Here is a 25,506-nt window from a genome sequence, read left to right as displayed (position 1 = left end):
AAATGATTTTTTCTAGTTATGAAAAATTTAAAAATAATCTCAATTTAAATAATTTTTCTCAAATTTACACGTTTCAGAAAATCAAAGGATTATTAGCTGTAGATAATTTAATAGAATTAGTGTCTTTGAATAAAGAAAGTTTTGTATTTGAATCTGTAGAAAAAGATAAAATCAGAGGACGATACACAATCTTTGGCTTTAATCCTGATTTAACTATTGAGGTTAATAATAATCAAATAATTCGTACTTTAAATAAAAAAATATTAAAAATTAAAAAAAAAAATCCTTATAACTATCTAAATAATTTAATTAAAAATTTTCATTTCAAAACATCCAGCAAAACACCTCTTATGTCAGCAATGTTAGCTGGGTATTTGGGTTATGACATTATTAGATTTAAAGAAAAAATATCAAATAATTGCAAAAACGACTTAAATATACCTGATTTAAAATTAATGCGTCCACAACTTGTTATAATTTATGATAATGAAAAAAAGAAAATATTTTTTATACAAAATATTTTTAAAAAATATAAAAAAAATTCCTTAAAAAAAATATACCAGAACAAGTGCAAGGAGATAGAAAACTTTGCCTCACAAATAAATAGAATATCATACTCTAAAGAAATCTTAAAAAAAAAGGATAATAGAAATAAAATAAAAAGTAATATTACCAAAAGAAATTTTTTAAACTCTGTAATAAAAGCTAAGAAACTAATAAATAACGGAGAAATATTCCAAGTTGTTTTAAGTCAAAGATTTGAAAGAAAATTGAATAAATCTCCTATTGATTTTTATAAAAAATTAAAAGTACTAAATCCCTCTCCTTTCATGTTCTTTTTTAATTTCAGTAATTTTCAGATAGCGGGTAGTAGTCCTGAAATTTTAGTAAGGGTGAGAAATAATAAAATTACAATAAGGCCAATCGCAGGAACTAGACGAAGAGGAAAAAATTTTAAAGAGGATCTTAAGTTAGAAAAAGAACTTTTAAATGATAAAAAAGAAATCTCCGAACATCTTATGCTTCTAGATTTAGGTCGCAATGATGTGGGCAAAGTTTCTAAAATTGGCACAGTTAAAGTTGATGAAAAATTTAAAATTGAAAAATATTCTCACGTTATGCATATAGTCTCAAATGTAGTTGGTGATTTTGATAATAAAAATTCGCTACTAGATACTTTGTTTGCTGGCTTTCCTGCTGGAACTGTATCTGGCGCGCCAAAAATAAGAGCCATGGAAATTATTGATGATTTAGAAGCATCTAAAAGAAAATTATATGCCGGAGGAATTGGATATTTTACTCCTAATAATGAAATGGACACATGTATAGCATTAAGAACTGCCTTAATAATTAATAATAAAATATATGTTCAATCAGGAGCTGGCATTGTTGCAGATAGCATCCCTTTAAATGAATACAAAGAAACTATTAATAAAGCTAAAGCGTTATTAGAAGCTTCAAAATAAATGAAAAAAATACTTTTAATAGATAACTACGATAGCTTTACATACAATATTTTTCATTCTCTATCTGAGTTAGGCGCAAAAGTTGAAGTGTATAGAAATGATAAAATATCTTTAGAGCAAATTAAAAAACAAAAATTTTCTAAAATAGTAATATCACCTGGTCCAGGACATCCAAATAGTTCTGGCATTTGTATAAATTTAGTCAAAAAATTTTATAAAACAGTACCTATTTTAGGAATTTGTCTTGGTCATCAAATTATTGGCTCTGCTTTCAATGCAAAAATTATAAAGGCAAAAGTTATTATGCATGGAAAATTAAGCAAAATTATACATAACGGAAAGAAACTATTTAAAGAAATTCCAAAAAATTTTTATGCTACGAGATATCATAGTTTAGTTATTGACAATAAAACGCTAAGTGATGATTTTGAAATCTCCGCTAAAACAACGGATAATATTATTATGGGAATAAATCACAAAAAATATAATCTTTATGGTATTCAATTTCATCCGGAAAGCATTAAAACTAATTTTGGAAATATAATTTTTAAAAATTTTATTAAAATAAAATGATTTTAAATAAAATAATAACAAAATTAATAATTAATGAGAAAGTATCTGATTCAGAATTAAATTTTTTATTTACAAAAATTATTAATGCAGAAATCAATGAACATTTAATTTCATCAATATTAACTTTAATAACTAGAAATGGTTTTAACTATAATAATATTTTATGTTCGGCAAAAATCTTAAGAAAAAAATTAATTAAAGTTAAAGTCCCAGTAAACTCTATTGATACTTGCGGTACTGGTGGTGATGGCAAGCAAACTTTAAACATATCCACGGCAACAGCCATTGTTCTAGCAGGATTAGGCATTAACGTTGTTAAGCATGGTAACAGATCTGTCACTTCAAAATGCGGTTCTGCGGACGTTCTTGAGAGACTTGGAGTTAATATAACTGACAACAAAAAAAATTTAGAAAAAAATATAATAAAAAATAAATTTATTTTTTTATTCGCACCAAACTATCATATTGCAATGAAAAATGTTGCTGTGATAAGAAAAAATCTTCCATTTAAAACAATTTTTAATCTTTTAGGTCCTTTAATAAATCCTGGTCTGGTAAAAAGACAAATAATAGGAATTTTTGATAAAAACTTATTATTTGATTATATTAAAGTCTTAAAAAAATTAGGACATAAAAAAGCATGGGTTTTTCATAGTGCTGACGGTTTAGATGAAATATCTATTTTTAAGAAAACTAAAGTTTATGAACTAAATAAAGGAAAGATTAAAAGTTTTATTGTTAATCCTAATTCTTTTATTAAAAAAAAATATAAATTCAAATCAATTATTGGAAAAGACAGCGTTTATAATAGTAAAAAAATAATTGAAATTTTAAAAGGAAAACATAATTCTTTTTTAGAAATCGTTTCTTTAAATGCGGCGGCTGGTTTAATAGTTGTTGATAAAGAAAAAAACTTAAAGCAAGCTTATTATAAAGTTAAAAATTATTTGCTATCAGGAAAAGGTATTAACAAAATTAAAGAGTTGACTAAACAATGAATTTTTTAAGTAACATTATTAACTACAAAAAAAAAAAAATAATTTTAGATAAAAATAACATATTAGTTAATAAATTTTTATACCATTCTAATAAAAAGTCTTTATTTAAAAAAAAAATACTAAATAATATAAAAAATAACCAAATTTCTATTATAGCTGAACTAAAAAAATCTAGTCCCTCTAAAGGTTTATTAAAAAAAAATTTTAATATCATGAATATAGCCAGGCAATATATAAAAGGAGGTGCAACTTGTCTTTCTGTGCTAACAGAAAATAATTTTTTTCTTGGTAATAAAAATTATATTAAACAAATAAAAAAAATGCACAATATTCCAATTTTAGCTAAAGATTTTTTTATTGATCCATTTCAAGTTTATGAAGCAAAATTTTATGGTGCGGATTGTATTTTAATTTTATTGTCAGCTGTAAGTAAAAAAATAGCTAATGATTTATATGAGGCAGCTAATCAATGCGGGATGGACACCATAATTGAGGTTCATGACAGCGAAGAGTTAGCTTTTGCTTTAACTTTTAAAAATAGCATGATCGGTATCAATAACAGAAATTTAAAAACTTTTAGTACCGATATCAATAACACCGTTAGACTCTATAAAAAATTTGACTTAAAAAAACGTGTAATTATTTCCGAAAGCGGCTTTAGTTCTAAAAAAGAAATTTCATATGTATGTAAAAAAACAAATATAAGAACTTTTTTAATCGGCGAATCATTAATTAAATCTAATAGTATTGTAGATAAAATTAGGTCTTTTTCTAAAAAATAGTTATATATTTCAATATCTTATCTAAGTTGTATATTAATAAGAACTTAAATAGAACGTTATCTGTTTAGGTTTTGTTCTATGCTAACTAAAAAACAAAAAAATTTATTAATTTTTATAAATGAAAAATTAAAAATAACTGGCATCTCGCCTTCATATGATGAGATGCGGATGTCTCTTAATCTCAAGTCAAAATCAGGAATTCATAGACTTATATCCGCTCTCGAAGAGCGAGGTTTTATTAAAAGACTGCCTCATAAAGCCAGGGCTCTTGAGGTTATTAAGTTACCAGAAAACGCAGGTGTTAAAGATCTGTATAACAATTTTTCACCTACAGTTATTAAAGGAGGCTTAGATCTTAACAAAATTGATGATGCAGAAAGGTTTATACCAGTAATAGGGAAGATAGCAGCTGGCCTTCCTATCGAGGCCCTTGAAACTGAAACGGAAAGTTTGCCATTATCTAAGAGTTTTTTAGGTTCAAATGACTATTTTGCATTAAAAGTCGAGGGTGACTCAATGATAGAGGCCGGAATTAATACTGGAGATTATGTAATAATAAAAAAAACAAATGCAGCTGAAAATGGAAAGATAGTTGTAGCATTAATTGATGACCACGAAGCAACTTTGAAAAGAATGAGAAAAAAAGGCCACTCAATTGCTTTGGAAAGTGCTAATCCTGCTTACGAAACAAAGATTTACAATCCTGAAAGAGTAAAAATACAGGGAGTTTTAGCTTCCTTATATAGAAAATTTTAATTTACTAATTTAATTAAATAATATTAGTTCTGTATTCTTGTAGATAATGAATACAAATTCAATTGTTATTACTCGTTTTGCTCCATCTCCTACTGGAAATTTGCACATCGGCGGTGCAAGAACAGCATTATTTAATTGGTTATTCTCAAAAAATCAAAAAGGAAAATTTTTACTAAGAATTGAAGACACTGACGCTGTTAGATCAAAAGATCAATACCTAGATCAAATTATATCAACATTAAAATGGCTGAAAATAGATTGGGACGAAGAGCCTTATATTCAATCTAAGAATATTGAGACTCATATTGAAATTGCAAAAAATCTTTTAGCAAATGGAAATGCTTATAGATGCTACTGCTCTGAAGATGAATTAGAGAAAGAAAAAGAATTATTCCTTAAAAAAAAAATTCCTTATACTTACAATAGAAAATGTAGGGAGCTTAAAGGAGAAAATAATAATAAAATATTTGTTGTTAGATTTAAATCAAAATTAGAAGGCAAAACTACACTTAAAGATTTAGTCCAGGGCGATGTGGAAATCGGAAATAATACAATAGAAGATTTTGTTATTTTAAGAAAAGATAACAAGCCTACTTATAATTTATCAGCAGCAGTTGATGATTATCAGATGAAAATTACTCATGTAATTAGAGGTGATGATCATAAAATAAATGCTTTCAAACAAATTCAAATTTTTGAAAGAATGGGATGGAAAATTCCAGAATATGCTCATATTCCTTTAATACATTCAAAAGAAGGAAAAAAACTATCTAAGAGAGACGACGCTTCTACAGTCGAAGATTATAAAAAAATTGGAATTTTTCCAGAAGCTCTCAAAAATTATTTATTAAGACTTGGATGGTCTTATGAGAATAAAGAAATTTTTTCAGAAGAAGAAAGTATAAAATTATTTAATTTAAAGAACATCGGAAAATCGCCATCGAAATTAGATTTTGATAGAATTAAATCGATGAATGAATTCTACATTAAAAATATAAATGATAAAGTTTTATTTGACAGATTAATTCAATATTCAGAATCTTACAAAAAAAAAATACCAGAGAAATTTTATGCTACTATAGAAAAAAGCATGTCCTTTTTGAAAAATAAATCAAAATGCTTAGAAGACATATTTAATAATTCAAAATATATATTTTCTTATGAATTAACAGAGAATGAAATAGAAAAGATTGATAAATCAAAATTAAACATAATTAAATCAATTTATTCACAGGTAAAAAAGGGAGGTAATATTGAAAAAGAATTTTTAAAAAAGATTTTTGATCAAATTATTGAGGCTGAAAAAATTAACTTCAAAGATTTAGGACAGCCACTGCGAATTATACTAACAGGATCCGAGTACGGTCCAGCTGTCTATGATATAGCAAATTCATTGGGTTTAGATGAACTGTTAAAACGATTAGAGATATTCTTTGTAAAAATAGACAACAATATTAAAAACTGATAACTAATTTGTCATGTCCAACAAATGCTTTCTTGAAATTGATGGAAAAAAATACGAATTACCAATTAAAAAAGGTACAATTGGTCCTTCAGTAATTGATGTTAGAGATCTTTATAAAAATACCGGCCATTTTACTTTTGATCCTGGATTTACTTCTACAGCAAGTTGTCAGTCTGAAATTTGTTTTATTGACGGTGATAAAGGAACTCTTTTGTACAGGGGTTATGAAATTGAAAAACTTTCTGAAAAAAGTTCTTTTTTAGAAGTTGTTTATCTTTTAGACAGAGGAGAGTTGCCAAATAAAGAGCAATTCAATGAATTTTCTAATGCTATAAAAAACCATACCATGGTTCATGAACAAATAAGATCCTTCTACAACGGTTTTAGAAGAGGTAGCCATCCAATGGCGATGATGCTTGGTGTTGTTGGCGCTTTGTCTGCTTTTTACTCGGACTCTTCAAATGTTAACGATCCTGTCGAAAGAGAAATTTCTTCGAGAAGAATGATCGCCAAAGTTCCAACTTTAGCTGCTATGGCATACAAATATTCAATCGGACAGCCTTTTGTCTATCCAAATAACGAATTAAATTATTGTGAAAATTTCTTAAGCATGTGTTTTTCTGTACCTGCTCAAAAATACAAAATAAGCAAAACGATTTCTGACGCTTTAGAAAAAATATTTATTCTTCATGCTGATCATGAACAAAATGCCTCAACATCAACTGTTAGGCTAGCAGCTTCTTCTGCTGTTAACCCTTTTGCATCAATTGCAGCTGGTTTTTCTGCTTTATGGGGACCTCTACATGGCGGAGCTAATGAGGCTGCCCTTAATATGTTAAAAAAAATTGGAACTGTAAAAAATATACCCGAATACATTAAAAGAGCAAAAGATCCAAATGACAATTTTAGATTAATGGGGTTTGGTCATAGAGTTTATAAAAACTACGACCCAAGAGCTAAAGTTATGCAAAAGGCTTGTTATGAAGTATTGGATGCTGTTGGAAAAAAAAATGATGAGTTGCTTAAAGTTGCCTTGGAACTTGAAAAAATAGCTTTAAATGATGATTATTTTATTAAAAAAAAATTATATCCAAATATAGATTTTTATTCTGGAATTACCTTAAGCGCTATTGGTTTTCCAACAGAAATGTTCGTTGTATTATTCGCAGTCGCAAGAACTGCTGGATGGATTGCTCATTGGAAAGAAATGTATTCTGACTCTACTAACAAACTTAATAGACCTAGACAATTATTTACGGGAAAAGAAAAAAGGGATTTTGTTGAAATTTCTAAGAGATAATTTTCTATTCCAATACGTAATTTGAAATCTTATCCAAACTATCTTTGACAATAATTAATTTTAAATATTCTGAATAATTCATTACTTGTTTTTTTCTTAAAGATTCGTCCTTAATAAATTCATTTGCTTTTTTATAAATATTATCAACATTACAATTATCTTGGATTAATTCAGGAATTATTTCTTTATTAGCGATAATATTTAAAATATTACCAAATTTAGTATTAACAAAGGGTTTAATTAATAAAAAATTAATAAAGGACGTTTTATAAATAACAATTAATGGACATTTATTTTTACAAATATCTAAAGTGATGGTTCCTGATTTTGATATAGCCAATATAGAGTTTTTTATATAAAAATTTTTTTCTTCTTCATTAGAAGAAATAACATAATTATTAATTTCAGATTCCACTAAAAAATCATTAATTATTTTTTTTTTATTGCTGATTGAAGGAAAATGAAAAATAAAATTATTATCTATATTAATTTTTTTAACAAGTTCTAAAAAGATTGGCATAAAAGTCTTTATTTCCGAGTTTCTACTACCTGGACACAATGTAAGATATTTCAAATTGTTCTCCTCTAATTTGTTGAGATCAAATAAAGAAGCATCAAAAAAAGGATGTCCTACAAACGAATTTCTAACAAAACCATCAAAATACTTAGATTCAAATGGAAATAATAACAACAGATGATCTACAAATTTATGTATAACTTTTTTTCTATTTTCTCTCCAAGCCCACACCTGGGGTGCAACCAAGTGTAAAGTTTTAATTTTACTATTAAATTTTCTAATTTTTTTTAAAATACGAAAAGAAAAATCAGGTGAATCAATAGAAAAAATTACGTCAGGATTGAATTCAATAATTTTTTTAACTGTTAAATCAATTTTCTTTTGAATAGAAAATATATTTCTAACAACATCAACAAATCCCATAAAGGCAATATCTTTAATATCAAAAATACATGAAACGTTTTCTGACTTAATATATTCTCCTCCTACGGCCAAAAAATCGATATTAGAATTTTTTTCTTTTATTCTCTTAATAACTAATGATGCAATTTTATCTCCTGATGACTCTCCTGTAATTATAAATATTTTTTTAGACAATTTATAAAGCAGTAATAAAGAAATTATTTTTTTTTGTTAAATGTATAATTTGATTTTTATCCATTATAATATTTTGAGACTTCTTAATTGCTATGCCTTTAATATTTGCTTTAATGCAATTTTTAATAGTCTCTAACCCTATGGTTGGTAAATCAACTCTTAGATCTTGGTTTGTTTTTGGAAATTTAATTAAGATGGACTTATTTTTTAAATTATATTTTTTTGCAAGCAAAAAAGATCTTTTAATTGTTTCATTGGTTCCTTCTGGTCCTTCTATTGCTAAAACATAACCATTATTAACTATAACTGACTGGCCAATATCAAATTTACTTAAAGATTTAATTATATTGATCCCTTTATAAATACTTTTTTTATCATTATCAGTAACTTTTATATTATTAATATTTTTATCTTTAAAAACCAACTCTGGTGTAAAAGACATGCTGTTAATGACATTGATTTTATTTTCCTTAAAGATTTTAATAATTTCTTTTAAAATGCTCCCGTCTCCCTCTTTAAAAGCACTATAGAGTCTTGGTAAATAAAATATTGTTTTTCTGTCAAATTTTAACAATGAAATTTCAGGTCTTGTTACTTTTCCAATTAAAATAACTTTTTTACAACTTTTTTTTTTTAGAATTGAAATAGCTTTTCCTAATTGAGTTATTTTTAAACTAAATGAATAGTTATATTTTTTATAAATATTATCTTTTGTTAAATCTAATATAATAAATTCTTCATTATTTTTTATTAATTTAGCTATTAAAAATTTTGGTAAACTAGATTCTCCAACTATTAATCCGAGCATTTATCTTAATGGTCTACAAATTGGTCTTTTTTCACTTTTTTCTAAAAAACTAATAATATCTTTAACGGTTTTAAATTTAGAAAATTTTTTAGCTTCTTCAATTCCATCTTTCAAAAGATTATTTGAAAAAATAAATTTAACTGATTGATTTAAAGCATTAATTTCTTCTGAAGAATACCCTGCTCTTTTTAATCCTATAAGATTAATTCCTTCTAAATGAGATCTATTTCCTATTGCAAGTCCATAAGGAATAATATCTTTCTCAACACCTGTCATTCCGCCAATCATTGCCATTCTTCCAATTCTTGTAAATTGTTGGACTGCAGAATTACCACCAATTATAACATTATCTTCAATTTCCACATGCCCGGCTATAGCTACATTATTAGCAAGAATTACATTATTTCCAATCTTACAATCATGAGCGATATGAGATGAAATCATAAATAAACAGTTGTCACCTATTTTTGTAAGGCCACCACCATGTTCGGTGCCTGGATTAATAGTTACATATTCTCTAATTTTATTATTTTTTCCAATAATTAACTTTGTTTTTTCACCTTTAAATTTTAAATCCTGAGGATAGGTACCTATTGAAGAAAATGGAAATATTTCACACCCTTCTGAAATTGAAGTATCACCTGTAATTACTACATGTGATGATACTCTTACATTCTTTCCGATTTTAACTTCTTTTCCGATAATACTAAATGGCCCAACGGTAGCTGAAGGGTCTATAAATGCATTTTTTTCAATTATTGCTTTGTCGCTAATCATTAATCTTTTCTATCAACTATGGTTGCCATCCATTCTGAATCTGCCATAATCTTATCTCCTACCATTGCAACACCTTTGTACTTCCATACTTTACCTTTTGATCTTATTGCCTCAACTTTTAATTCTAATTTGCAATCAGGAATTACTGGACTTCTGAATCTAGCTTCATTGACAGTCATTAAAAAAACTAATTTATTTTTAATAATTGATGGATCTAAACTATAGGCAGTTAAAGCAGCTGCGCTTTGTCCAAATGCTTCAACTATTAATACCCCTGGCATAACAGGCTGCCCTGGAAAATGACCATTAAAAAAAAAATCTGTTTTTTTTATATTCATAATTCCAGTTGCCGAGATCATTGGAACTATATCGGTTAATTTATCAATTAATAAAAATGGCTCTCGATGAGGGATTAAACTCTTTATTTCTTCTTTAGTTATTTCTTTTTTTAAAACCATAACCTATCTTGTCTTTACAAATTCTTTAATATTTTTAGCTGGATAACCCATAACAGTGCTGTTATCTTCAATATCAGATATCACTCCACTTTTCCCGCCAATTTTTACATTATTACCTATGTTTAAATGACCAGAAACTCCTGCTTGACCTCCAATTTGAACATAATTTCCAATAGTTGCACTTCCGGCAATTCCTACTTGTCCTGCTATCATGCAATAGTTTCCAATTTTGACATTATGAGCAATGTGAACTTGATTATCTAATGAGCTAAATTCTCCAATAACGGTATCTCCTAATGAGCCCCTATCTAAAGTACAGAGAGTTCCAATTTGAACGTCGTTTTCAATGATTACTCTGCCTATATGAGGAAATTTAACTCTTTTTTTATTTTCAAATTTAAAACCAAAACCAGTTTGCCCAATTAATGTTCCGGATTTGATTATTACATTATCTCCAACTAAAGAATTCTCTATAACAACATTTGATCCTATTAGGCAGTTTTTTCCAATACTAACTCCTTTTTTAATTAAAACATTATTTCCAACTTTAGTATTATTTCCAATCTTAACGGTTTTATCTATTAAACAATTATTGCCTATAAAAATACTTTTATTAAAGAATTTTTTTATTTTTTTAAAGTCTATAAAGTTAACTTGCTCATTGTCATTATTCGCATCTGGATACAATAAAGAAACAATTTTATAAAAATCGACTAAAGGATTTTTTGAAATAATTGGAATTGTATTTTTATTGAGATGCTTTTGACATTTTTCATTGACTATACATGCTGATGCTTTAGTAAATTGGGCATCTTTTAAGTAATTTAAATTATCAAAAAAAGTAACTTCGTTAACTTTTGCATTTTTTAAACTATTTATTCCGAAAATCTTTTTATTAGCAGATTCAGTTTTTTCTGATTTACATAATAAAAAAATTTCTTTTAACAATAAAAATTTTTTTGCTTTCGAAAAAAATAAATTTTTATTCATTTTTTAATTATAATTACTAAAAACTTGATCCGATATTAAATAAAAATCTTTGTGATATATCAGTCGACGCTTTTGAAAGCGGTATAGCATAAGTAAAACTTAGTGGACCTAGTGGACTCATAATATCAAGTGCTAGTCCTGTTGAAGATCTAATTTTAGAACTGCCAGAAATAGCATCTGAATAATCGACCCCCCAAACATTTCCTGCATCTAGAAATAAATATGTATTTGCTCTTAAAGATTCTGGGATTGGATTAGGAAATGTTGATTTTAAACTCACTGTAGCTAAATTATTGCCACCAACGTGATCTGAACCATCTATTGGTCCAACACCTCTTAATTCAAATCCTCTTAAATCATTTACAGAAGCAAAAAGTCTGTCAGATAGTTTAATATCTTTAGCGTTATCTAATGAAGAACTGTTTGCTATTCTAATTCTTGCTGAACCAATATATTGGCTACTAAATAATTCTTTATAAATAGTGGAGCCAATTGAAGTTGTAATTGTTGGCACATCACTAATTAAAGTTGCAATATTTTGGTCAAAATAAGATGACCAACCATTTGTAGGATTGTATTTGGAATCTCTGCGGTCTATTGAAAAATTGTAACCAACTCCTGTTGTTAAATAGCTTCCAGCTCTACTAGCAAGCAAGGCAGATACTGTGGCACTATTGTTAACAGTTGATTTGTCTGATTGAATATTGGCGTTTGGCCTAAAATAAAGATCTTCGTAAATTTCATACTTAGTTCCAACTTTAGTTCCATAGGTCTTGTTATCAAATCCTGAATTTTTAAAAGTATCAGTTTTAGCGATCAAACTAGCTGACAACTCTCTATCAGAATCTCTGAAATTTGGATTTACGTAAGTAAATTCTCCAAGAACACCTGTTGTTGCAATAGTACCGGTAAAATTCAGATTAATTCCTTGGCCTAAAAAATTTCTTTCATCGATAGCGGCTTGGAACGATCCTCCATTAGTTCCGTAGCCAACTCCAGCAGATATATTTCCAGTGGCCTGCTCTTTAACGAAAAGATTAAAATCTTTCGTGTTTTTTTTTTCAGTAGAATCTTCTAATTTATAATCTACTTTACTGAAATATTGCTTAGATTTGATATTATCTATAGATTTTTTTATTTTCGAAGTATTTAAATTATCACCTTCACTTAAGTATAAATTATCTCTAATTACTTTTTCATGGGTAATTGTATTTCCAGAAATATTAATTTTATTAATTAATACTTTTTGTTCTTGATTTAAATTTACTAAAATATCAACTATTTCATTTGCTTTTTTACTTTCTTGAATATTGACTTCATAATTATTGTATCTGTTGGACTGAAGATAATCATTAATTTTTTTATTAAGTTGCTCAAGTATTAAAATTGAATAATTCTCATTGCTTGTTAGCTTATTAGAAATATTCTTTATTTCTAAAATATCATTTTCTTTGTACATCGGAGCATTAACTTTAATTTCAGCTTGTCCAAATTTATATTTCTTTCCTGAATTAATTGAGTAAGTTAAATTAAAATTTTTACTATTATCTACGCTAGCAAAAGCAGTCTCAATTTGAACATCGTAAAAACCTTTTGATTTATAGAAATCTCTTAATAATTGTTTATCATATTCAACCTGTTGTTCATTTAATCCTGTCGCAGAAAAAAACTTCCACCAACCATCTTCGGCTGAAGATATAACATCTATAAGTTCAGAACTTTTAAAATATTTATTACCAATAAAATAAATATTTTTTATTTTAGAGACATCTTTTTTTTCAATATTTAATATTAGATTAACTTGGTTGTTTGCAATTTTAATAACTTCGGGGTCGACAGAAATTCTGTAATAGCCGCCTGATTTAAAATAATCTTTAATTGTCTCTATGTCTTTTTTTAGTTTAGAACTAGAAAAAATTGAATTTTCTTTTAAAGAAATCATTTTATTTACTTTATCTAAGTCATCATCTTTTATGCCGTTAATATAAAAAAAATTAACAACAGCATTTTCAGAAACTGTAATAGTTAGAATATCTTGGTTGTAGGAAATTTTAACATCAGAGAAAAAATCTGTGTCATATATTTTTTTGGTAAGATTATTAATATATATTGAATCAATATTAGAAACTTTCTTATCAACTAATGATTCTATAGTATTGGAATTAACTCTAGCGTTTCCAACAATAACAACTTTTTTAATCTCAGAAAAAGAATTATTAGTAAAAAAAAATAAAAGAAAAAAAATAGTTAAAATTCTTATCAATTTAATACGCTCCTACAAAATTCGTAATTTTTAAAGACATCATTTATATGTTTAATTTTGTTATACCTTAAGTAGTTTTTAACAATTTTAGATTGTAAAACATGAAGTAATTTATAGATAATATCTGAAAAGGATATCTTTTTTTCTAAAAATTTTTCTACTAAAAGCTCATTTAAAGCATTGATCATTATATAACCATTTACATTTAATTTTTTAGCCAAATTTAAAACTTTAATTGCATGATTTTTTTTTGGATCAACTTTATAGAAAAATAATTCAAGATTATGATTTTTATTAAACGAAAATTTATTAATTATATTATCTTTAAAATTTAAATTTTTGTATAGACAATTCATAATTGGTATTTTCATATCATTATGATGATACATCATAGTTGATAATCCATTATTATACTTAACAACAGAATGAATTAATGACTGAGGATGAATCATTATTGAAAATTTTGATAAGGGAAAATTAAATAACAATGACGCTTCAAAAACTTCTAAAACTTTATTCATTAAGTTTGCTGAATCAACAGATATTTTTTTTCCCATCTTCCATTTGGGATGTTTGATTGCTTGAGAAGGAGTAATATTTTTAAAATTTATTTTCTTTCCAAAAAAAGGACCGCCGGATGCAGTTAGACAAATATCTGCGATTGTTTTTTTGTCTTTATTTTGAATTAAATTATAAATTGAAAAATGTTCTGAATCTAAAGGAATAAATTTGCAGTTATATTTTTGGAGTTCTTTTTTAATAAATTGCCAACCACAAATAATGCTTTCTTTATTTGCTATAGCAATTTCTTTGGAATGTTTAACAATATCAATTGTAGGAACTAATCCAGCAATTCCTGATATTGCGCAAACAGAAATATCAAATCTATCTTTTTTATTAATTAACTTGATATCTTTAATAATCGTTATTCTTTTTTTCTTACAAAAATTATTTATTTTCTCTATCAAATAATCATTGGATGAAAAGATGTATTTAGGATTAAATTTTTTAGCTTGAGATAATAAAAGTTTGTAGTTTTTATTAGCGCTAATTAACAAAACACTAAAATCTTTTTTATTTTCTTCTACTATTTTTAAAGTTAATTGCCCAATAGTGCCTGTCGATCCTAAAATGCAAATTTTTTTTTTCATATAAATAAAATACTACCAAAAATTATAATCCAGATTAATCCATCCACACGATCTAAAAATCCTCCATGACCGGGTATTAATTTGGAGCTATCTTTAATGCCATTTCTTCTTTTAATAAAAGACATCAACAGATCCCCTGCTTGACCAACAAAAGATAAGAATAACTGAATAACAAAAATATAAATTCCAAATTTATAATTAGTCTCTAAGAAGAATATTAAAAAAGAAAATTGACTTAATACAAAAGATCCTAATGCTCCTGACCATGTTTTGTTTGGGCTAATCTTAGTTAATTTAGGTCCACCAATAATTTTTCCAAAAATATATCCTCCAATGTCAGTGAGCCAAGCAATAAGAATTAACCATAGAAAATTTAAATTATAACTTTTAAGATTATAAATCTTAATCGAAAGTATAAGAAATATTATAAAAATTACTAAGCCAGCGAAATAAATTATATCTTTTTTTTTAAAAACTTTATTCCATTCATAAATACATGCGAAAAAAACTATAAATATTAAGACATTAAAAGCTATAGGAATAAATAATAGCAGATAAATAAGTGGAAAAGCCAACAAAGATACTAAAAATCTTTTATGGAAATTACTCATCGATACTACCAAAATTTCTTTTTATTTTACTAAATTTATTTACAATTTTTTTAAGATCCAGATAATTAAAATCAGGCCAATTCTTCTTCATGAAAAATATTTCAGAATAAGACAATTGCCATAATAAAAAATTACTTAATCTGTGGTAACCCCCTGTTCTAATTAAAATATCTGGATCAGGAATATTTGCCGTATATAAATTTTTAGAAATAATTTCTTCTGTTAAGTGATTTATATTTTTCAAACTCTTGATAGATTTTTTTACGGAATTCACTAATTCAGATCTTGATCCATAATTAAAAGCAAAACAGACAGTAATTTTATTATTATTTTTAGTCTTATTTTCAACGGTTTTAATAATTTTTTTTAATTTTTTTGGAATTGAATTTAAATCACCAATAAATTTAATTTTAATATTTTCTTTAATTAATTTATTAAATTTTTTTTTATAGAAAAATTGAAATAAAAAAAAAAGGTAGTCAATTTCTTTTTTAGGTCTATTCCAGTTCTCAGTAGAAAACGTGTATAGTGTTAAATATTTAATTTTTAACTTTATAGAATTTTTAATAACTTCATTGACATTTTCTGCGCCATGATAATGTCCTTTGTTTCTATCATTGTATTTTTTTAATCCCCAACGACCGTTACCATCCATAATGATGGCAATATGGGAGACGTGACTCATACTTTTAAAATTTCAACTTCTTTTTCGTTTAATTTCTTTTCGATTTCAGCAATCTTTAAATCTGTTAATTTTTGAACTTCAGCAGAGTTCTTTTTTAAATCGTCTTCACTTAAAGAATTGACTTTTTGATCTTTTTTCAATTCTTCTAATGAGTCTCTTCTGATATTTCTGATAGAAACTTTCGCTTTTTCGGCAATTGTTTTTAAAATTTTAATTAATTCTTTTCTTCTTTCCTCTGTAAGTTTTGGAATAGCAATTCTTAATAACTGTCCATCAACTAATGGGTTTAAATTCAAATCTGAGGTTCTAATTGCATTATCTACAGCTGTTACATTTCCTTTGTCCCATACCTGAACATTAATCATTTGGGGTTCTGGAACAGAAATTGTTGCAACTTGGCTTATTGGCATTTTTTGACCGTAAGAATCGACTTTTATACTGTCTAACATTTTAGGATTAGCTCTACCCGTTCTAATGGTTGACAATTCTTTTGCATAAGAAACTATAGATAAATTCATTCTCTCTTCTATCTTCTTAATAATCATCTTAGGCTCCTGCTAATGACTTTACTTCTTCATTAAAATCACTTTTTTTAATTTCAATACCCTCGCCTACTTTATATTTTATAAAAGATTTAATAGATAAGTTTTGATTAACTTCTTTTGCAAATTCAACGATTGCCTGCTCAACGGTTATATCTTGATTATGTATCCATTTTTGACCCATTAAAGTGTTGTCGGATATAACTTTCTTTAATTTACCAATTAAAATTTTGTCGATCATATCCTCTTTTTTACCTTGATTTTTAAGTTCTTCTTTCAGGATTTCTTTTTCTTTATTTATAAAATCAACACTTAAATCTTTTTCAGATAAAGACATTGGTGACATTGCGGCTATATGCATGCAAACTTTTCTTGCAAAATCTAATATTTCTTTATTTTTACTGTCACAATCAATTGAAATCAAAACTCCGATCTTGCCCATATTTTCATTTTGTTGATTATGAATATATTTTCCAAGAACGCCTTTTAAATTTTCTAAATAAGAAATTCTTCTAATTTTAATATTTTCGCCAATTTTGGCTATCAAATTAACTAACTCATCTTTGATTAAAGAATTATTTATTTTAGAATTAACTAATGTTTCTAAATTTAAGTTATTAGCAAGAGCAACTTTTGATACTTCTGAGCAAAAATTGATAAATTCATTATTTTTTGCAACAAAGTCTGTTTCTGAATTAATTTCTAATATACAAGCTTTAGTATCGTTAGATGCAATAACAGCTAGACCTTCAGCTGCGTCTCTTGAAGATTTTTTAGCAGCTTTAGTTATTCCTTTTTTTCGAAGATATTCAATTGATTTTTCAATATCAAAGTTATTTTCTGATAGAGCAGTTTTGCAGTCTTGGATTCCTGCTCCTGTTAATTCTCTAAGTTCTTTAACTTTTGCTAGATTGTCTGACATTGAATAAACTTTTTAATTTTTCAAAGTTTCTTCTGTTTTTTCAGAATCTTTTTTTGGTTTGATTTTAAATTCCTTAACTTTTATTTCTTTAGTAGTCTTTTTGGGTTTTTCTTCCTCAACAGGCTCTACTATTTTAATATTTTGCCTAGCATCTAAAATAGTTTTTTTAGCTAAATCGCAATAAAGATTTATAGATCTTCTAGCATCGTCATTTCCAGGAATTGGAAAATCAATATCATCAGGATTTGAGTTACTATCAACAACAGCAATAATTGGGATTTTCAGTTTTTTTGCCTCAGCAATAGCTAAAGATTCAATGTTTGTGTCGATAACAAATACCATATTAGGAACACCCTTCATGTCAGCAATTCCACCTAGTGATCTATTTAATTTATCTCGCTCAAGACTCATCTTAATAAGTTCTTTTTTTGTAAATCCTTTATTCTCTTTATTAAGTTCTTCTGTAAGTTTTTTTAATCTTCGAATAGAGTTACTGATAGTCTTCCAGTTAGTTAACATTCCACCTGGCCATCTATGATTAACAAAAAATTGTCCTGTTTCTTTAGCAACTTCAGCAATTAGTTCACTTGCTTGTTTTTTTGTCGAAACAAACAAAATTTTACCACCAGAAGCTACACATTTGTGCATTTCTAACATTGCATTATTCAATAATTTTACAGTTTGAAGTAAATCAATAATGTGAATTGAGTTTTTTTCTCCAAAAATAAATTTCTTCATTTTTGGATTCCATCTAAAAGTCTTGTGACCTAAATGCACGCCAGCTTCTAAAAGCTCTTTTACAGACGCAGAAGGTATATTCATTTTTTTTCTCCGGTTATTTCCACCACAGTTTCTGCCTTTATTGGACCGGGGGGTATTGCTACCCACAACTGTGTGCGAATTTTTTAAGGTTTTATATTAAAATTTAGGAAAAACACAAGTTAATACTAGTGGATTTTACACTCAAAACCAGAGCTATTTAAAACACTAACTATAGAAGCGTCGATAAGTTTGTTATTTTTAAGATTAAAAACGTAATTCTTATCTTTAGAGCTCATTCTAATTGAAACTTTAGTATCACCACTGTCTTTTAAGATTTTTTTTAATTCATTAATACTACCTAGGTCTTTAATAGTAATTTCAGCTTTATTAATTTTGGCTTCTTTAATTGAATTAATTTCTGTTAACTTTCGAACTGTTAATCTTGTTGTACCATTAGTCATTTTTTCTTTAATAATATTTGCTAAAAAAGAATTTCCGGGAATTAATTTATCTCTATTAGCTAATAATGTTTCAGAGAAAATAAATAGTTCATACATTCGACTTAGATCGCTTAACTTAATAATTGCAAAAGGTTGTCCTTTAGCAGTTTTCTTCTCCTGAATTGCCATCAGAGTACCTGATAGAACAAATTCTTTATTTAAGTCATATTCAGAAATATCTGCAAATCTCATCACATTGTAAGCCTTTAATACTTTTTCATAATTTAAAAGAGGATGTTCACTTATAAAAAAACCAATAGATTCAAATTCATTTTTCATTTTTTCATTTGCATTCCAAGTTTCATTTTTATTTACAAGATTTTCTAAGGACGGAAGACGACTGTTCTTATCATTTCCGAATAAGTTATCTTGCAAAAGATTAGATTCTTTATAATTTTTGGAAATTTTAATAATTTCAGGGACGGCATCAAATAAGAATTTACGGTTTTTTTCCAAACAATCAAAAGCTCCTGACTTTATCAAGCCTTCCATTTGTAATTTATTGATCAATTTTGAATCAATTCTTAAAATAAAATCTTCTAACGATTTAAAATGACCGTTTTTATTTCTATCTAAAATAATTTGATTAACCGATTCATAACCAACGGCTTTGATAGCTGACAACGCATAATAAACTTTATTTTGCTTAACAACAAAATCTGCATACGATTCATTAATTGATGGCAAAACAACATCAATTTTTAATCTTTTTAGCTCTTCATAAAATTCATTCAATTTGTCTGTATTTGCTAAATCCAAATTCATAGAAGCAGACACAAAATAAAGTGGGTAATGAGTTTTTAAATATGCGGTTTGATAAGCAATTAATGCATAAGCTGCGGCGTGACTTTTGTTAAAACCATATTGAGCAAATTTTTCTACTAACTGAAATATGTAAACCGCCTGATCTTTTGTAATTCCGTTTTTAACAGCCCCTTCTATGAAATCTTTTTTCTGTCTTTCCATTTCGGCAGATTTCTTTTTACCCATGGCTTTTCTTAAGATATCGGCTTTACCCGCAGAAAATCCTGAGAGAGATTGCGCAATCTGCATCACTTGTTCTTGATAAATAATAACTCCGTAAGTCTCTTTTAAGATATGTTCAATTTTAGGATGAAGGTAATCGGGTTTTTCTATTCCGTGCTTACAATTGTTGTATTTTGAAATATTCTGCATTGGTCCTGGTCTAAAAAGAGCAACAAGTGCTATAATATCCTCAAATTTATTAGGCTTCATTTGTTTTAAAACCTCTCTCATTCCAGAACTTTCTAACTGGAACACACCCATAGTTTCGCCAGAACATAAAAGTTCAAAGGTTTTTGAATCATCAAGAGGGAGATCTTTTAAATCAACGTTAATATTATTTTCTTTAAGTGAATTAATTGTCTTTTTAATAACCGTAAGAGTTTTAAGACCTAAGAAGTCAAACTTAACTAGACCTGCATTCTCTGCCCACTTCATGTCGAATTGTGTTATCGGGATATCGTTTTCTGAATCAAAATCTTTATACAGAGGGACCACTTCTTCAATTTGTCTATCAGCAATAACTATTCCCGCAGCATGAGTTGCAATATTTCTATAAAGCCCCTCGAGTTTAATTGCTAACTTAATTAATTTATCAATCTTTAGATCGTTTTTTTGCGCTTCTTGAATTCTTGGCTCAAGTGCAACAGACTCTTGCAATGACAAAGGTCTTGAAGGATCAAAAGGGATCATTTTAGAAAGAGAATCTACAACACTATAAGGAAGGCCTATAACACGACCAATATCACGTATTGCCATTCTGGCTTGTAATTTTCCAAATGTAATAATCTGCGCAACTCCGCCTTTATATTTATTTTTTACATAATTAATAACTTTGTCACGTTCTTCCTGACAAAAATCGATATCAAAATCTGGAATTGAAATTCGGTCTGGATTTAAAAACCGTTCAAAGATTAATCCGAATTTAATTGGATCTAATTCAGTAATAGATAATGCCCAGGCAACTAAAGATCCGGCACCAGAACCCCTGCCCGGGCCTACAGGTATATTGTTATTTTTAGCCCACAAAATATAATCAGAAACAATTAAGAAATAACCAGAAAATTTCATCTGGTTAATCATTTTTACTTCATAATTTAATCTTTCTAAATAAATTTTCTTAGTATCTTCAATTTGCTTAGGATCCTTGATATTTTTTAAAACAACCTCGTTTAATCTTCTCTCCAACCCTTTTAAAGCAAGATCCTGTAAAACTTTTTCTATATTGTTTTCAGCGCCAGAAATAAAGTTTGGAAGCAAAGGTTTGCTTGGTAATGGTCTGTAAAGACACTGATACCTTAGGTTATTATTATTCTCTAAAGCATCAGGCAAATCAGCAAACAATTTCAACATTTCTTCATTGTTTTTTAAATAATGCTGATCAGAGTAACTAATTCTATTCTTATCTTCGACATAAGCTTTTTGTCCAATACAAATATAAGCATCGTGAGCCTCATACATATTTTGATGAATATAAAAAACTTCTTGTGAAGCTATAATTGGTATTTTTAAAGATCTTGCATTGCTAACTAGAAAGTTTTCTATTCTATCTTCGTTAACTTCATTATGTCTTTGAATCTCAAAGAATAGATTATCTTTAAAAACAGATTTAATTTTATTAACATTTTTTAAAAATATTTTATCCTGATTATTAAGAATAAGCTGGGAAGTTAAAGTATGGCTGCCACCTAATAAAATGAACAGACCGCTGCTATAATCTAACAAATCTTTAATAGAACAATGCGGGGCCTCCGTTGCATTAATATCAAGATAAGACTTTGAAGAAAGTTTTAATAAATTTTTATAACCCTGCTCATTTTTTGCAATAAGCGATACTTTGCCAATAATATTATCGGTTTTTATATTAAGTTGAGTTCCAATAATTGGATGAACGCCGACTTTTGCTAAGTCTTCAGAAAATTCTAAAGCCCCACTTAAATTATAAGAGTCAGACATTCCAAGAGATAAAAATTTTGTAAGCTTTGCATATTTTGCAAGCTCTTCGATCTTCACAGCTCCCTCGCAGATTGAGTACTGAGTGTGAATTTTAAAGTGGTTAAAAGTAATATTTTTAAGACTCATTTTCCTATTTCAAAATTCTAACATTAGAATCTTGAATAGCTAACTGAATATCCGCCTTGTTTGACAATTCTCTATTATGGGTTGCAAAAATAATTAATCTTTCTTTAGATTTTAAACTTAAAAGTATTTCAAATACTTCGTTTGCAGTTTTATTATCTAAATTTCCCGTAGGCTCATCGGCAAGAATAAGTTCGGGTTCGTTAATTAATGCTCTAGCAATTGCAACTCTTTGCTGTTCCCCTCCTGATAATTCGTGAGGATAATGATTTAATCTAGATTTTAGTCCTAGTTTTGAAAGTAATCTATCTGCTCTGCCAAAAGCTTCATCTTTATTAATATTATTAATTAATAATGGCAAAACAACATTATCTATCGCTCTAAGATCAGAGATAAGATTATTAAATTGATAAACAATTGAAATATTTTTTCTTCGATAAATTGTTTTTTCATAATCTTTAATTTGAATTAATTCTTTACTATTAAAAAGATACTGACCCTCGTTCACCGTCTCTAGTAATCCTAAAATATGTAATAATGTAGATTTTCCAGATCCGGATGGTCCTACTAAAGAGACAATATTATTTTTAGATAAAGATAAATTAACATCTTTTAAAACTAAGATATTCTTACTAGCATCTACGTATTTCTTGCTTATATTTTTTAACTCTAAAAAAATCTTACTCATATTTTAATCCTTTAATTGGATTAAGTTTTGAAGCTGAGATTGCAGGGTATAAACTTGCAAGAAAAGTAATGAGAACTGAAAAAAAACAAATAATCAGGACTGATTTATAGTCTATTAAAGATGGCATCTTGCTTAGAAAGTAAATTTCAGGAGGAAATACTCTAACTTGAAAAACAAAACTAACAAATTGCCTAATAGCTTCAATATTATGAGCAAACAAAACTCCAAGTGCTACACCGAAAACAGTTCCAGTAATTCCAATAAAAGATCCCATAATAAAAAAGATCTTTGCAATTGAAAACTTTGACATACCTAATGTATTAAAAATTGCAATTTCTTTAGTTTTGTTTTTAACTAAGATTGTCATTCCAGTTACAATATTGAATGCAGCAACAATAATAATAAGAGTTAAAATAATAAACATCACGTTACGCTCAACTAGTAATGCATCGAAGAATGTTTGATTGTTATCTATCCAAGTCGTGAAGTAATAGTTTTGAAAAGTCTTCTCTAAGTCCTTTTTATAATTATCAACATTATTTACGTCTTTAATTTTAATATCTACAGAGATTAAATTTTTATTATTTTTTATAAATTCCATAGCGTCACTGTAAGGAATAAATACATAGTTATAATCTAACTCTGATACTCCGCTTGAAAAGGTAGAGGCAACTTTAAAGGTAAATTGCTGAGGTAATTTGCCAAAAGGAGTTGAGACATTGTTTGCGGATAAAACATTGATCTTATTATTTTTTACTAACCCAAGCTTATCAGCAAGAGAGGCGCCAATAATAACTGAACCTTTTTCAAACCCAGACAACTCTTTAACAAATTCATCTTTAATTAAATCATCTTTATTAATACCAATAATTCCAATTCCAGAATTAGTTCTCTCAGATACTAACAACCCCTGGGTTTTAATAACTTTTCTAATACTTTTAATTTCAATTTTTTTATCGGAAAAATACTGGCTTAATTTGGCAATATTTAAATCATCATTGCCTACGGAATGAACGCTAATATGGGGATTAAATTTTAATAGTTTATCAAATAATTCAGCGCGAAAACCATTCATGACTGACATTACAATAATTAAAGTTGCAACTCCTATGGATATTCCAAGAAAAGAAAAAATTGAGATAATTTTTAAGAAACTATCTTTTTTTTTAGAACGAATATAATTTTTTATTATTAAAAACTCTGCGGGGGAAATCAATTTAACCTTTTAATTTTTTAATTTTTTTAATTATCTCTTCGATTGATAACATTTCTGTTTTTGCATTTAACTCTTTAAACTCAAGTTTATCATCATTTGATTTAGAACCGATTATGATTTGATAAGGAACGCCCATTAAATCAAAGTTTTTAAATTTGCTTGAAGGACTTTCTAAAGTATCATCTAAGATAACATCGATAGAATTGCTTTTTAAAACATCGTAAATTTTACGAGCTTTATCTAGAGAAGAACTATCTGACTTATTATTCAGTGGAATAATTGCAATATCAAATGGAGAAATAATTAAAGGCCATTTCATAACCCCATCAAGACATTTTGCTTCTATAACAGCGGCAACCAACCTTGAAACGCCAATACCGTAGGAGCCCATCTCAACACTAGTATTTTTTCCTTCTTTATTTAAAACATTAGCTTTCATGGGTTGTGAATATTTATTACCGAAATAAAAAATGTGACCCACTTCAATTCCCTTTGTTGCCAATTGATTTGACTTTGAAACCTTTTCATTAAATTCTTTTTCAGAATGCTTCTCATCTGTTGCACTATAAGGAGTAGAAAATGCAGAAATCATTTTATTAATAGAGACATCAGAACTGTCAAAACTATTAATATCAATATCGAGTAATGATTTATCTAAATAAACCTGACTCTCACCTGTTTCTGCTAAAATAATAAATTCGTGAGAAGAATCTCCACCAATAGGACCTGAGCTTGCACGCAGAGGTAAAGCTTTTAAATCCAATCTATTAAATGTTCGAAGATATGCATAAAACATTTTATTATAAGATCTGATCGAGTCTTCTTTAGTAAGATCAAAAGAATAAGAGTCTTTCATTAAAAATTCTCTGCAACGCATCACTCCAAATCTAGGTCTAATTTCATCTCTAAACTTCCACTGAATATGATAAAGAATTAACGGTAAGGCTTTATAAGATTTAATGTTATCTCTAAAAATTTCTGTAACTAGCTCTTCATTAGTTGGTCCATATAATAATTCACGTCCGTGCCTATCTTTAATTCTAAGCATTTCTTCGCCATAATCATCATATCTACCGCTTTCTTTCCAAATATCTGCAGATTGAATAGTTGGCATTAACATTTCTTGAGCACCAATATTGTTCTGCTCTTCTCTAACCACTTGTTCAATTTTTTTTAAGACTTTAATACCTAAAGGTAGCCAAGAATATATTCCAGCGGCACTTTGTCTAACCATTCCAGCTTTTAACATAACTTGATGTGACTTTAACTTAGCATCAGCTGATACTTCTCTAAGAACTGGAAAAAATAATTTTGAAATAAGCATTAAAATAATATTTTTCTAATATAAAACAAATCTAGTTTGTCCGCAGCAAAGATTAAAGAAAAAATAACAGTGGTTATAATCGTGGTTATTAAAACTTTTTTTTTCATTTTAGATTCAATTGGAGCTCCTGGATCTGTGCCTTTTTGAAAGTCAGTAGAATCAGCTTGATTAACAACTCCAAAAGGTAAAACAGTGAATAAAATAATCATCCATAAATTCACATAAATAACAAAACCACCCACAAAAGACATAG

At 27.5% G+C, this 25,506-nt stretch carries 24 protein-coding genes; 7 read left to right on the top strand and 17 right to left on the bottom strand.

The genetic code is table 11. From position 1 onward, the window contains the following. Positions 1–2 precede the first annotated feature (2 nt). The 7 genes from trpE to gltA all read left to right on the top strand — a co-directional run bounded on the left by trpE (position 3) and on the right by gltA (position 7,340). The gene (trpE, locus tag AC8IG9_RS03645) at positions 3–1,466 is read left to right on the top strand and encodes an anthranilate synthase component I (RefSeq protein WP_507425463.1); all 1,464 of its coding nucleotides are present in this window, start codon (positions 3–5) and stop codon (positions 1,464–1,466) included. Further along, complete coding sequence (locus AC8IG9_RS03640) at positions 1,467–2,039, top strand: anthranilate synthase component II (RefSeq protein ID WP_507425462.1); 573 nt, start codon at positions 1,467–1,469, stop codon at positions 2,037–2,039. Then, on the top strand, positions 2,036–3,037 hold the full coding sequence (trpD, locus tag AC8IG9_RS03635; protein WP_507425461.1) for an anthranilate phosphoribosyltransferase: 1,002 nt from the start codon (positions 2,036–2,038) through the stop codon (positions 3,035–3,037). The genes AC8IG9_RS03640 and trpD overlap by 4 nt, the downstream gene beginning before the upstream one ends. Next, positions 3,034–3,819 carry an indole-3-glycerol phosphate synthase TrpC gene (gene trpC / locus AC8IG9_RS03630; RefSeq protein WP_507425460.1) on the top strand — a complete coding sequence of 262 codons (786 nt, stop codon included), beginning with the start codon at positions 3,034–3,036 and terminating at the stop codon, positions 3,817–3,819. Before trpD ends, trpC begins: the two co-directional genes overlap by 4 nt. Before the next feature lie 78 nt (positions 3,820–3,897). Continuing rightward, positions 3,898–4,575, top strand: coding sequence for a transcriptional repressor LexA (lexA, locus tag AC8IG9_RS03625; protein ID WP_507425459.1), 678 nt, complete (start codon positions 3,898–3,900; stop codon positions 4,573–4,575). Positions 4,576–4,621: 46 nt separating this feature from the next. Continuing rightward, positions 4,622–6,040, top strand: coding sequence for a glutamate--tRNA ligase (gene gltX / locus AC8IG9_RS03620; protein WP_507425458.1), 1,419 nt, complete (start codon positions 4,622–4,624; stop codon positions 6,038–6,040). Between the two features lie 13 nt (positions 6,041–6,053). Continuing rightward, positions 6,054–7,340: a citrate synthase gene (gene gltA / locus AC8IG9_RS03615; RefSeq protein WP_507425457.1), complete on the top strand. Its 1,287-nt coding sequence runs from the start codon at positions 6,054–6,056 to the stop codon at positions 7,338–7,340. Between the two features lie 4 nt (positions 7,341–7,344). Here the strand turns inward: gltA and lpxB are convergent, their stop codons facing one another. The 17 genes from lpxB to AC8IG9_RS03530 form a co-directional block, all read right to left on the bottom strand. Continuing rightward, positions 7,345–8,454: a lipid-A-disaccharide synthase gene (gene lpxB / locus AC8IG9_RS03610; RefSeq protein ID WP_507425456.1), complete on the bottom strand. Its 1,110-nt coding sequence runs from the start codon at positions 8,452–8,454 to the stop codon at positions 7,345–7,347. Between the two features lies 1 nt (position 8,455). Next, positions 8,456–9,262: an LpxI family protein gene (locus tag AC8IG9_RS03605; protein ID WP_507425455.1), complete on the bottom strand. Its 807-nt coding sequence runs from the start codon at positions 9,260–9,262 to the stop codon at positions 8,456–8,458. Further along, complete coding sequence (lpxA, locus tag AC8IG9_RS03600; protein WP_507425454.1) at positions 9,263–10,039, bottom strand: acyl-ACP--UDP-N-acetylglucosamine O-acyltransferase; 777 nt, start codon at positions 10,037–10,039, stop codon at positions 9,263–9,265. Next, positions 10,039–10,497, bottom strand: coding sequence for a 3-hydroxyacyl-ACP dehydratase FabZ (gene fabZ, locus AC8IG9_RS03595; RefSeq protein ID WP_507425453.1), 459 nt, complete (start codon positions 10,495–10,497; stop codon positions 10,039–10,041). Before fabZ ends, lpxA begins: the two co-directional genes overlap by 1 nt. 3 nt (positions 10,498–10,500) lie before the next feature. Then, entirely contained in the window at positions 10,501–11,487 is a 987-nt protein-coding gene (gene lpxD / locus AC8IG9_RS03590) for a UDP-3-O-(3-hydroxymyristoyl)glucosamine N-acyltransferase (RefSeq protein ID WP_507425452.1), read from the bottom strand. Positions 11,488–11,503: 16 nt separating this feature from the next. Then, the gene (gene bamA / locus AC8IG9_RS03585) at positions 11,504–13,750 is read right to left on the bottom strand and encodes an outer membrane protein assembly factor BamA (protein ID WP_507425451.1); all 2,247 of its coding nucleotides are present in this window, start codon (positions 13,748–13,750) and stop codon (positions 11,504–11,506) included. Then, positions 13,747–14,901, bottom strand: coding sequence for a hypothetical protein (locus AC8IG9_RS03580; RefSeq protein ID WP_507425450.1), 1,155 nt, complete (start codon positions 14,899–14,901; stop codon positions 13,747–13,749). The genes bamA and AC8IG9_RS03580 overlap by 4 nt, the downstream gene beginning before the upstream one ends. Then, complete coding sequence (locus tag AC8IG9_RS03575; RefSeq protein WP_507425449.1) at positions 14,898–15,512, bottom strand: phosphatidate cytidylyltransferase; 615 nt, start codon at positions 15,510–15,512, stop codon at positions 14,898–14,900. Before AC8IG9_RS03575 ends, AC8IG9_RS03580 begins: the two co-directional genes overlap by 4 nt. Further along, positions 15,505–16,197, bottom strand: coding sequence for a polyprenyl diphosphate synthase (uppS, locus tag AC8IG9_RS03570; RefSeq protein WP_507425448.1), 693 nt, complete (start codon positions 16,195–16,197; stop codon positions 15,505–15,507). The genes AC8IG9_RS03575 and uppS overlap by 8 nt, the downstream gene beginning before the upstream one ends. Then, complete coding sequence (frr, locus tag AC8IG9_RS03565) at positions 16,194–16,742, bottom strand: ribosome recycling factor (RefSeq protein WP_507425447.1); 549 nt, start codon at positions 16,740–16,742, stop codon at positions 16,194–16,196. Before frr ends, uppS begins: the two co-directional genes overlap by 4 nt. 1 nt (position 16,743) lies before the next feature. Further along, a complete protein-coding gene (tsf, locus tag AC8IG9_RS03560; protein WP_507425446.1) occupies positions 16,744–17,661 on the bottom strand; it encodes a translation elongation factor Ts in 918 nt (305 codons plus the stop codon). 12 nt (positions 17,662–17,673) lie between these two features. Then, positions 17,674–18,483: a 30S ribosomal protein S2 gene (gene rpsB / locus AC8IG9_RS03555; protein ID WP_507425445.1), complete on the bottom strand. Its 810-nt coding sequence runs from the start codon at positions 18,481–18,483 to the stop codon at positions 17,674–17,676. A gap of 125 nt (positions 18,484–18,608) precedes the next feature. Next, complete coding sequence (gene dnaE / locus AC8IG9_RS03550; RefSeq protein ID WP_507425444.1) at positions 18,609–22,028, bottom strand: DNA polymerase III subunit alpha; 3,420 nt, start codon at positions 22,026–22,028, stop codon at positions 18,609–18,611. 4 nt (positions 22,029–22,032) lie between these two features. Next, positions 22,033–22,713 carry an ABC transporter ATP-binding protein gene (locus tag AC8IG9_RS03545; protein ID WP_507425443.1) on the bottom strand — a complete coding sequence of 227 codons (681 nt, stop codon included), beginning with the start codon at positions 22,711–22,713 and terminating at the stop codon, positions 22,033–22,035. After that, a complete protein-coding gene (locus AC8IG9_RS03540; RefSeq protein ID WP_507425442.1) occupies positions 22,706–23,929 on the bottom strand; it encodes a lipoprotein-releasing ABC transporter permease subunit in 1,224 nt (407 codons plus the stop codon). The genes AC8IG9_RS03545 and AC8IG9_RS03540 overlap by 8 nt, the downstream gene beginning before the upstream one ends. Position 23,930: 1 nt before the next feature. Continuing rightward, positions 23,931–25,253 carry a proline--tRNA ligase gene (gene proS / locus AC8IG9_RS03535; RefSeq protein ID WP_507425441.1) on the bottom strand — a complete coding sequence of 441 codons (1,323 nt, stop codon included), beginning with the start codon at positions 25,251–25,253 and terminating at the stop codon, positions 23,931–23,933. Continuing rightward, complete coding sequence (locus tag AC8IG9_RS03530; RefSeq protein ID WP_507425440.1) at positions 25,253–25,504, bottom strand: DUF1467 family protein; 252 nt, start codon at positions 25,502–25,504, stop codon at positions 25,253–25,255. The genes proS and AC8IG9_RS03530 overlap by 1 nt, the downstream gene beginning before the upstream one ends. Positions 25,505–25,506: the final 2 nt, after the last annotated feature.

It is taken from the genome of Candidatus Allofontibacter sp. (assembly GCF_040404065.1).
Classification (GTDB): domain Bacteria; phylum Pseudomonadota; class Alphaproteobacteria; order Pelagibacterales; family Pelagibacteraceae; genus Fontibacterium.
This window is presented reverse-complemented; position numbering and strand designations above follow the sequence as displayed.

Excerpts from the sequence above, each read along its gene's own strand:
- gltX (WP_507425458.1), top strand. The coding sequence starts at position 4,622 with ATGAATACAAATTCAATTGTTATTACTCGTTTTGCTCCATCTCCTACT.
- AC8IG9_RS03530 (WP_507425440.1), bottom strand. The coding sequence starts at position 25,504 with ATGTCTTTTGTGGGTGGTTTTGTTATTTATGTGAATTTATGGATGATT.
- tsf (WP_507425446.1), bottom strand. The coding sequence starts at position 17,661 with ATGTCAGACAATCTAGCAAAAGTTAAAGAACTTAGAGAATTAACAGGA.
- uppS (WP_507425448.1), bottom strand. The coding sequence starts at position 16,197 with ATGAGTCACGTCTCCCATATTGCCATCATTATGGATGGTAACGGTCGT.
- fabZ (WP_507425453.1), bottom strand. The coding sequence starts at position 10,497 with ATGGTTTTAAAAAAAGAAATAACTAAAGAAGAAATAAAGAGTTTAATC.
- AC8IG9_RS03640 (WP_507425462.1), top strand. The coding sequence starts at position 1,467 with ATGAAAAAAATACTTTTAATAGATAACTACGATAGCTTTACATACAAT.
- lpxD (WP_507425452.1), bottom strand. The coding sequence starts at position 11,487 with ATGAATAAAAATTTATTTTTTTCGAAAGCAAAAAAATTTTTATTGTTA.
- AC8IG9_RS03575 (WP_507425449.1), bottom strand. The coding sequence starts at position 15,512 with ATGAGTAATTTCCATAAAAGATTTTTAGTATCTTTGTTGGCTTTTCCA.
- lpxA (WP_507425454.1), bottom strand. The coding sequence starts at position 10,039 with ATGATTAGCGACAAAGCAATAATTGAAAAAAATGCATTTATAGACCCT.
- lexA (WP_507425459.1), top strand. The coding sequence starts at position 3,898 with ATGCTAACTAAAAAACAAAAAAATTTATTAATTTTTATAAATGAAAAA.
- dnaE (WP_507425444.1), bottom strand. The coding sequence starts at position 22,028 with ATGAGTCTTAAAAATATTACTTTTAACCACTTTAAAATTCACACTCAG.
- proS (WP_507425441.1), bottom strand. The coding sequence starts at position 25,253 with ATGCTTATTTCAAAATTATTTTTTCCAGTTCTTAGAGAAGTATCAGCT.
- AC8IG9_RS03545 (WP_507425443.1), bottom strand. The coding sequence starts at position 22,713 with ATGAGTAAGATTTTTTTAGAGTTAAAAAATATAAGCAAGAAATACGTA.
- AC8IG9_RS03605 (WP_507425455.1), bottom strand. The coding sequence starts at position 9,262 with ATGCTCGGATTAATAGTTGGAGAATCTAGTTTACCAAAATTTTTAATA.
- trpC (WP_507425460.1), top strand. The coding sequence starts at position 3,034 with ATGAATTTTTTAAGTAACATTATTAACTACAAAAAAAAAAAAATAATT.
- rpsB (WP_507425445.1), bottom strand. The coding sequence starts at position 18,483 with ATGAATATACCTTCTGCGTCTGTAAAAGAGCTTTTAGAAGCTGGCGTG.
- trpD (WP_507425461.1), top strand. The coding sequence starts at position 2,036 with ATGATTTTAAATAAAATAATAACAAAATTAATAATTAATGAGAAAGTA.
- gltA (WP_507425457.1), top strand. The coding sequence starts at position 6,054 with ATGTCCAACAAATGCTTTCTTGAAATTGATGGAAAAAAATACGAATTA.
- frr (WP_507425447.1), bottom strand. The coding sequence starts at position 16,742 with ATGATTATTAAGAAGATAGAAGAGAGAATGAATTTATCTATAGTTTCT.
- trpE (WP_507425463.1), top strand. The coding sequence starts at position 3 with ATGATTTTTTCTAGTTATGAAAAATTTAAAAATAATCTCAATTTAAAT.
- AC8IG9_RS03580 (WP_507425450.1), bottom strand. The coding sequence starts at position 14,901 with ATGAAAAAAAAAATTTGCATTTTAGGATCGACAGGCACTATTGGGCAA.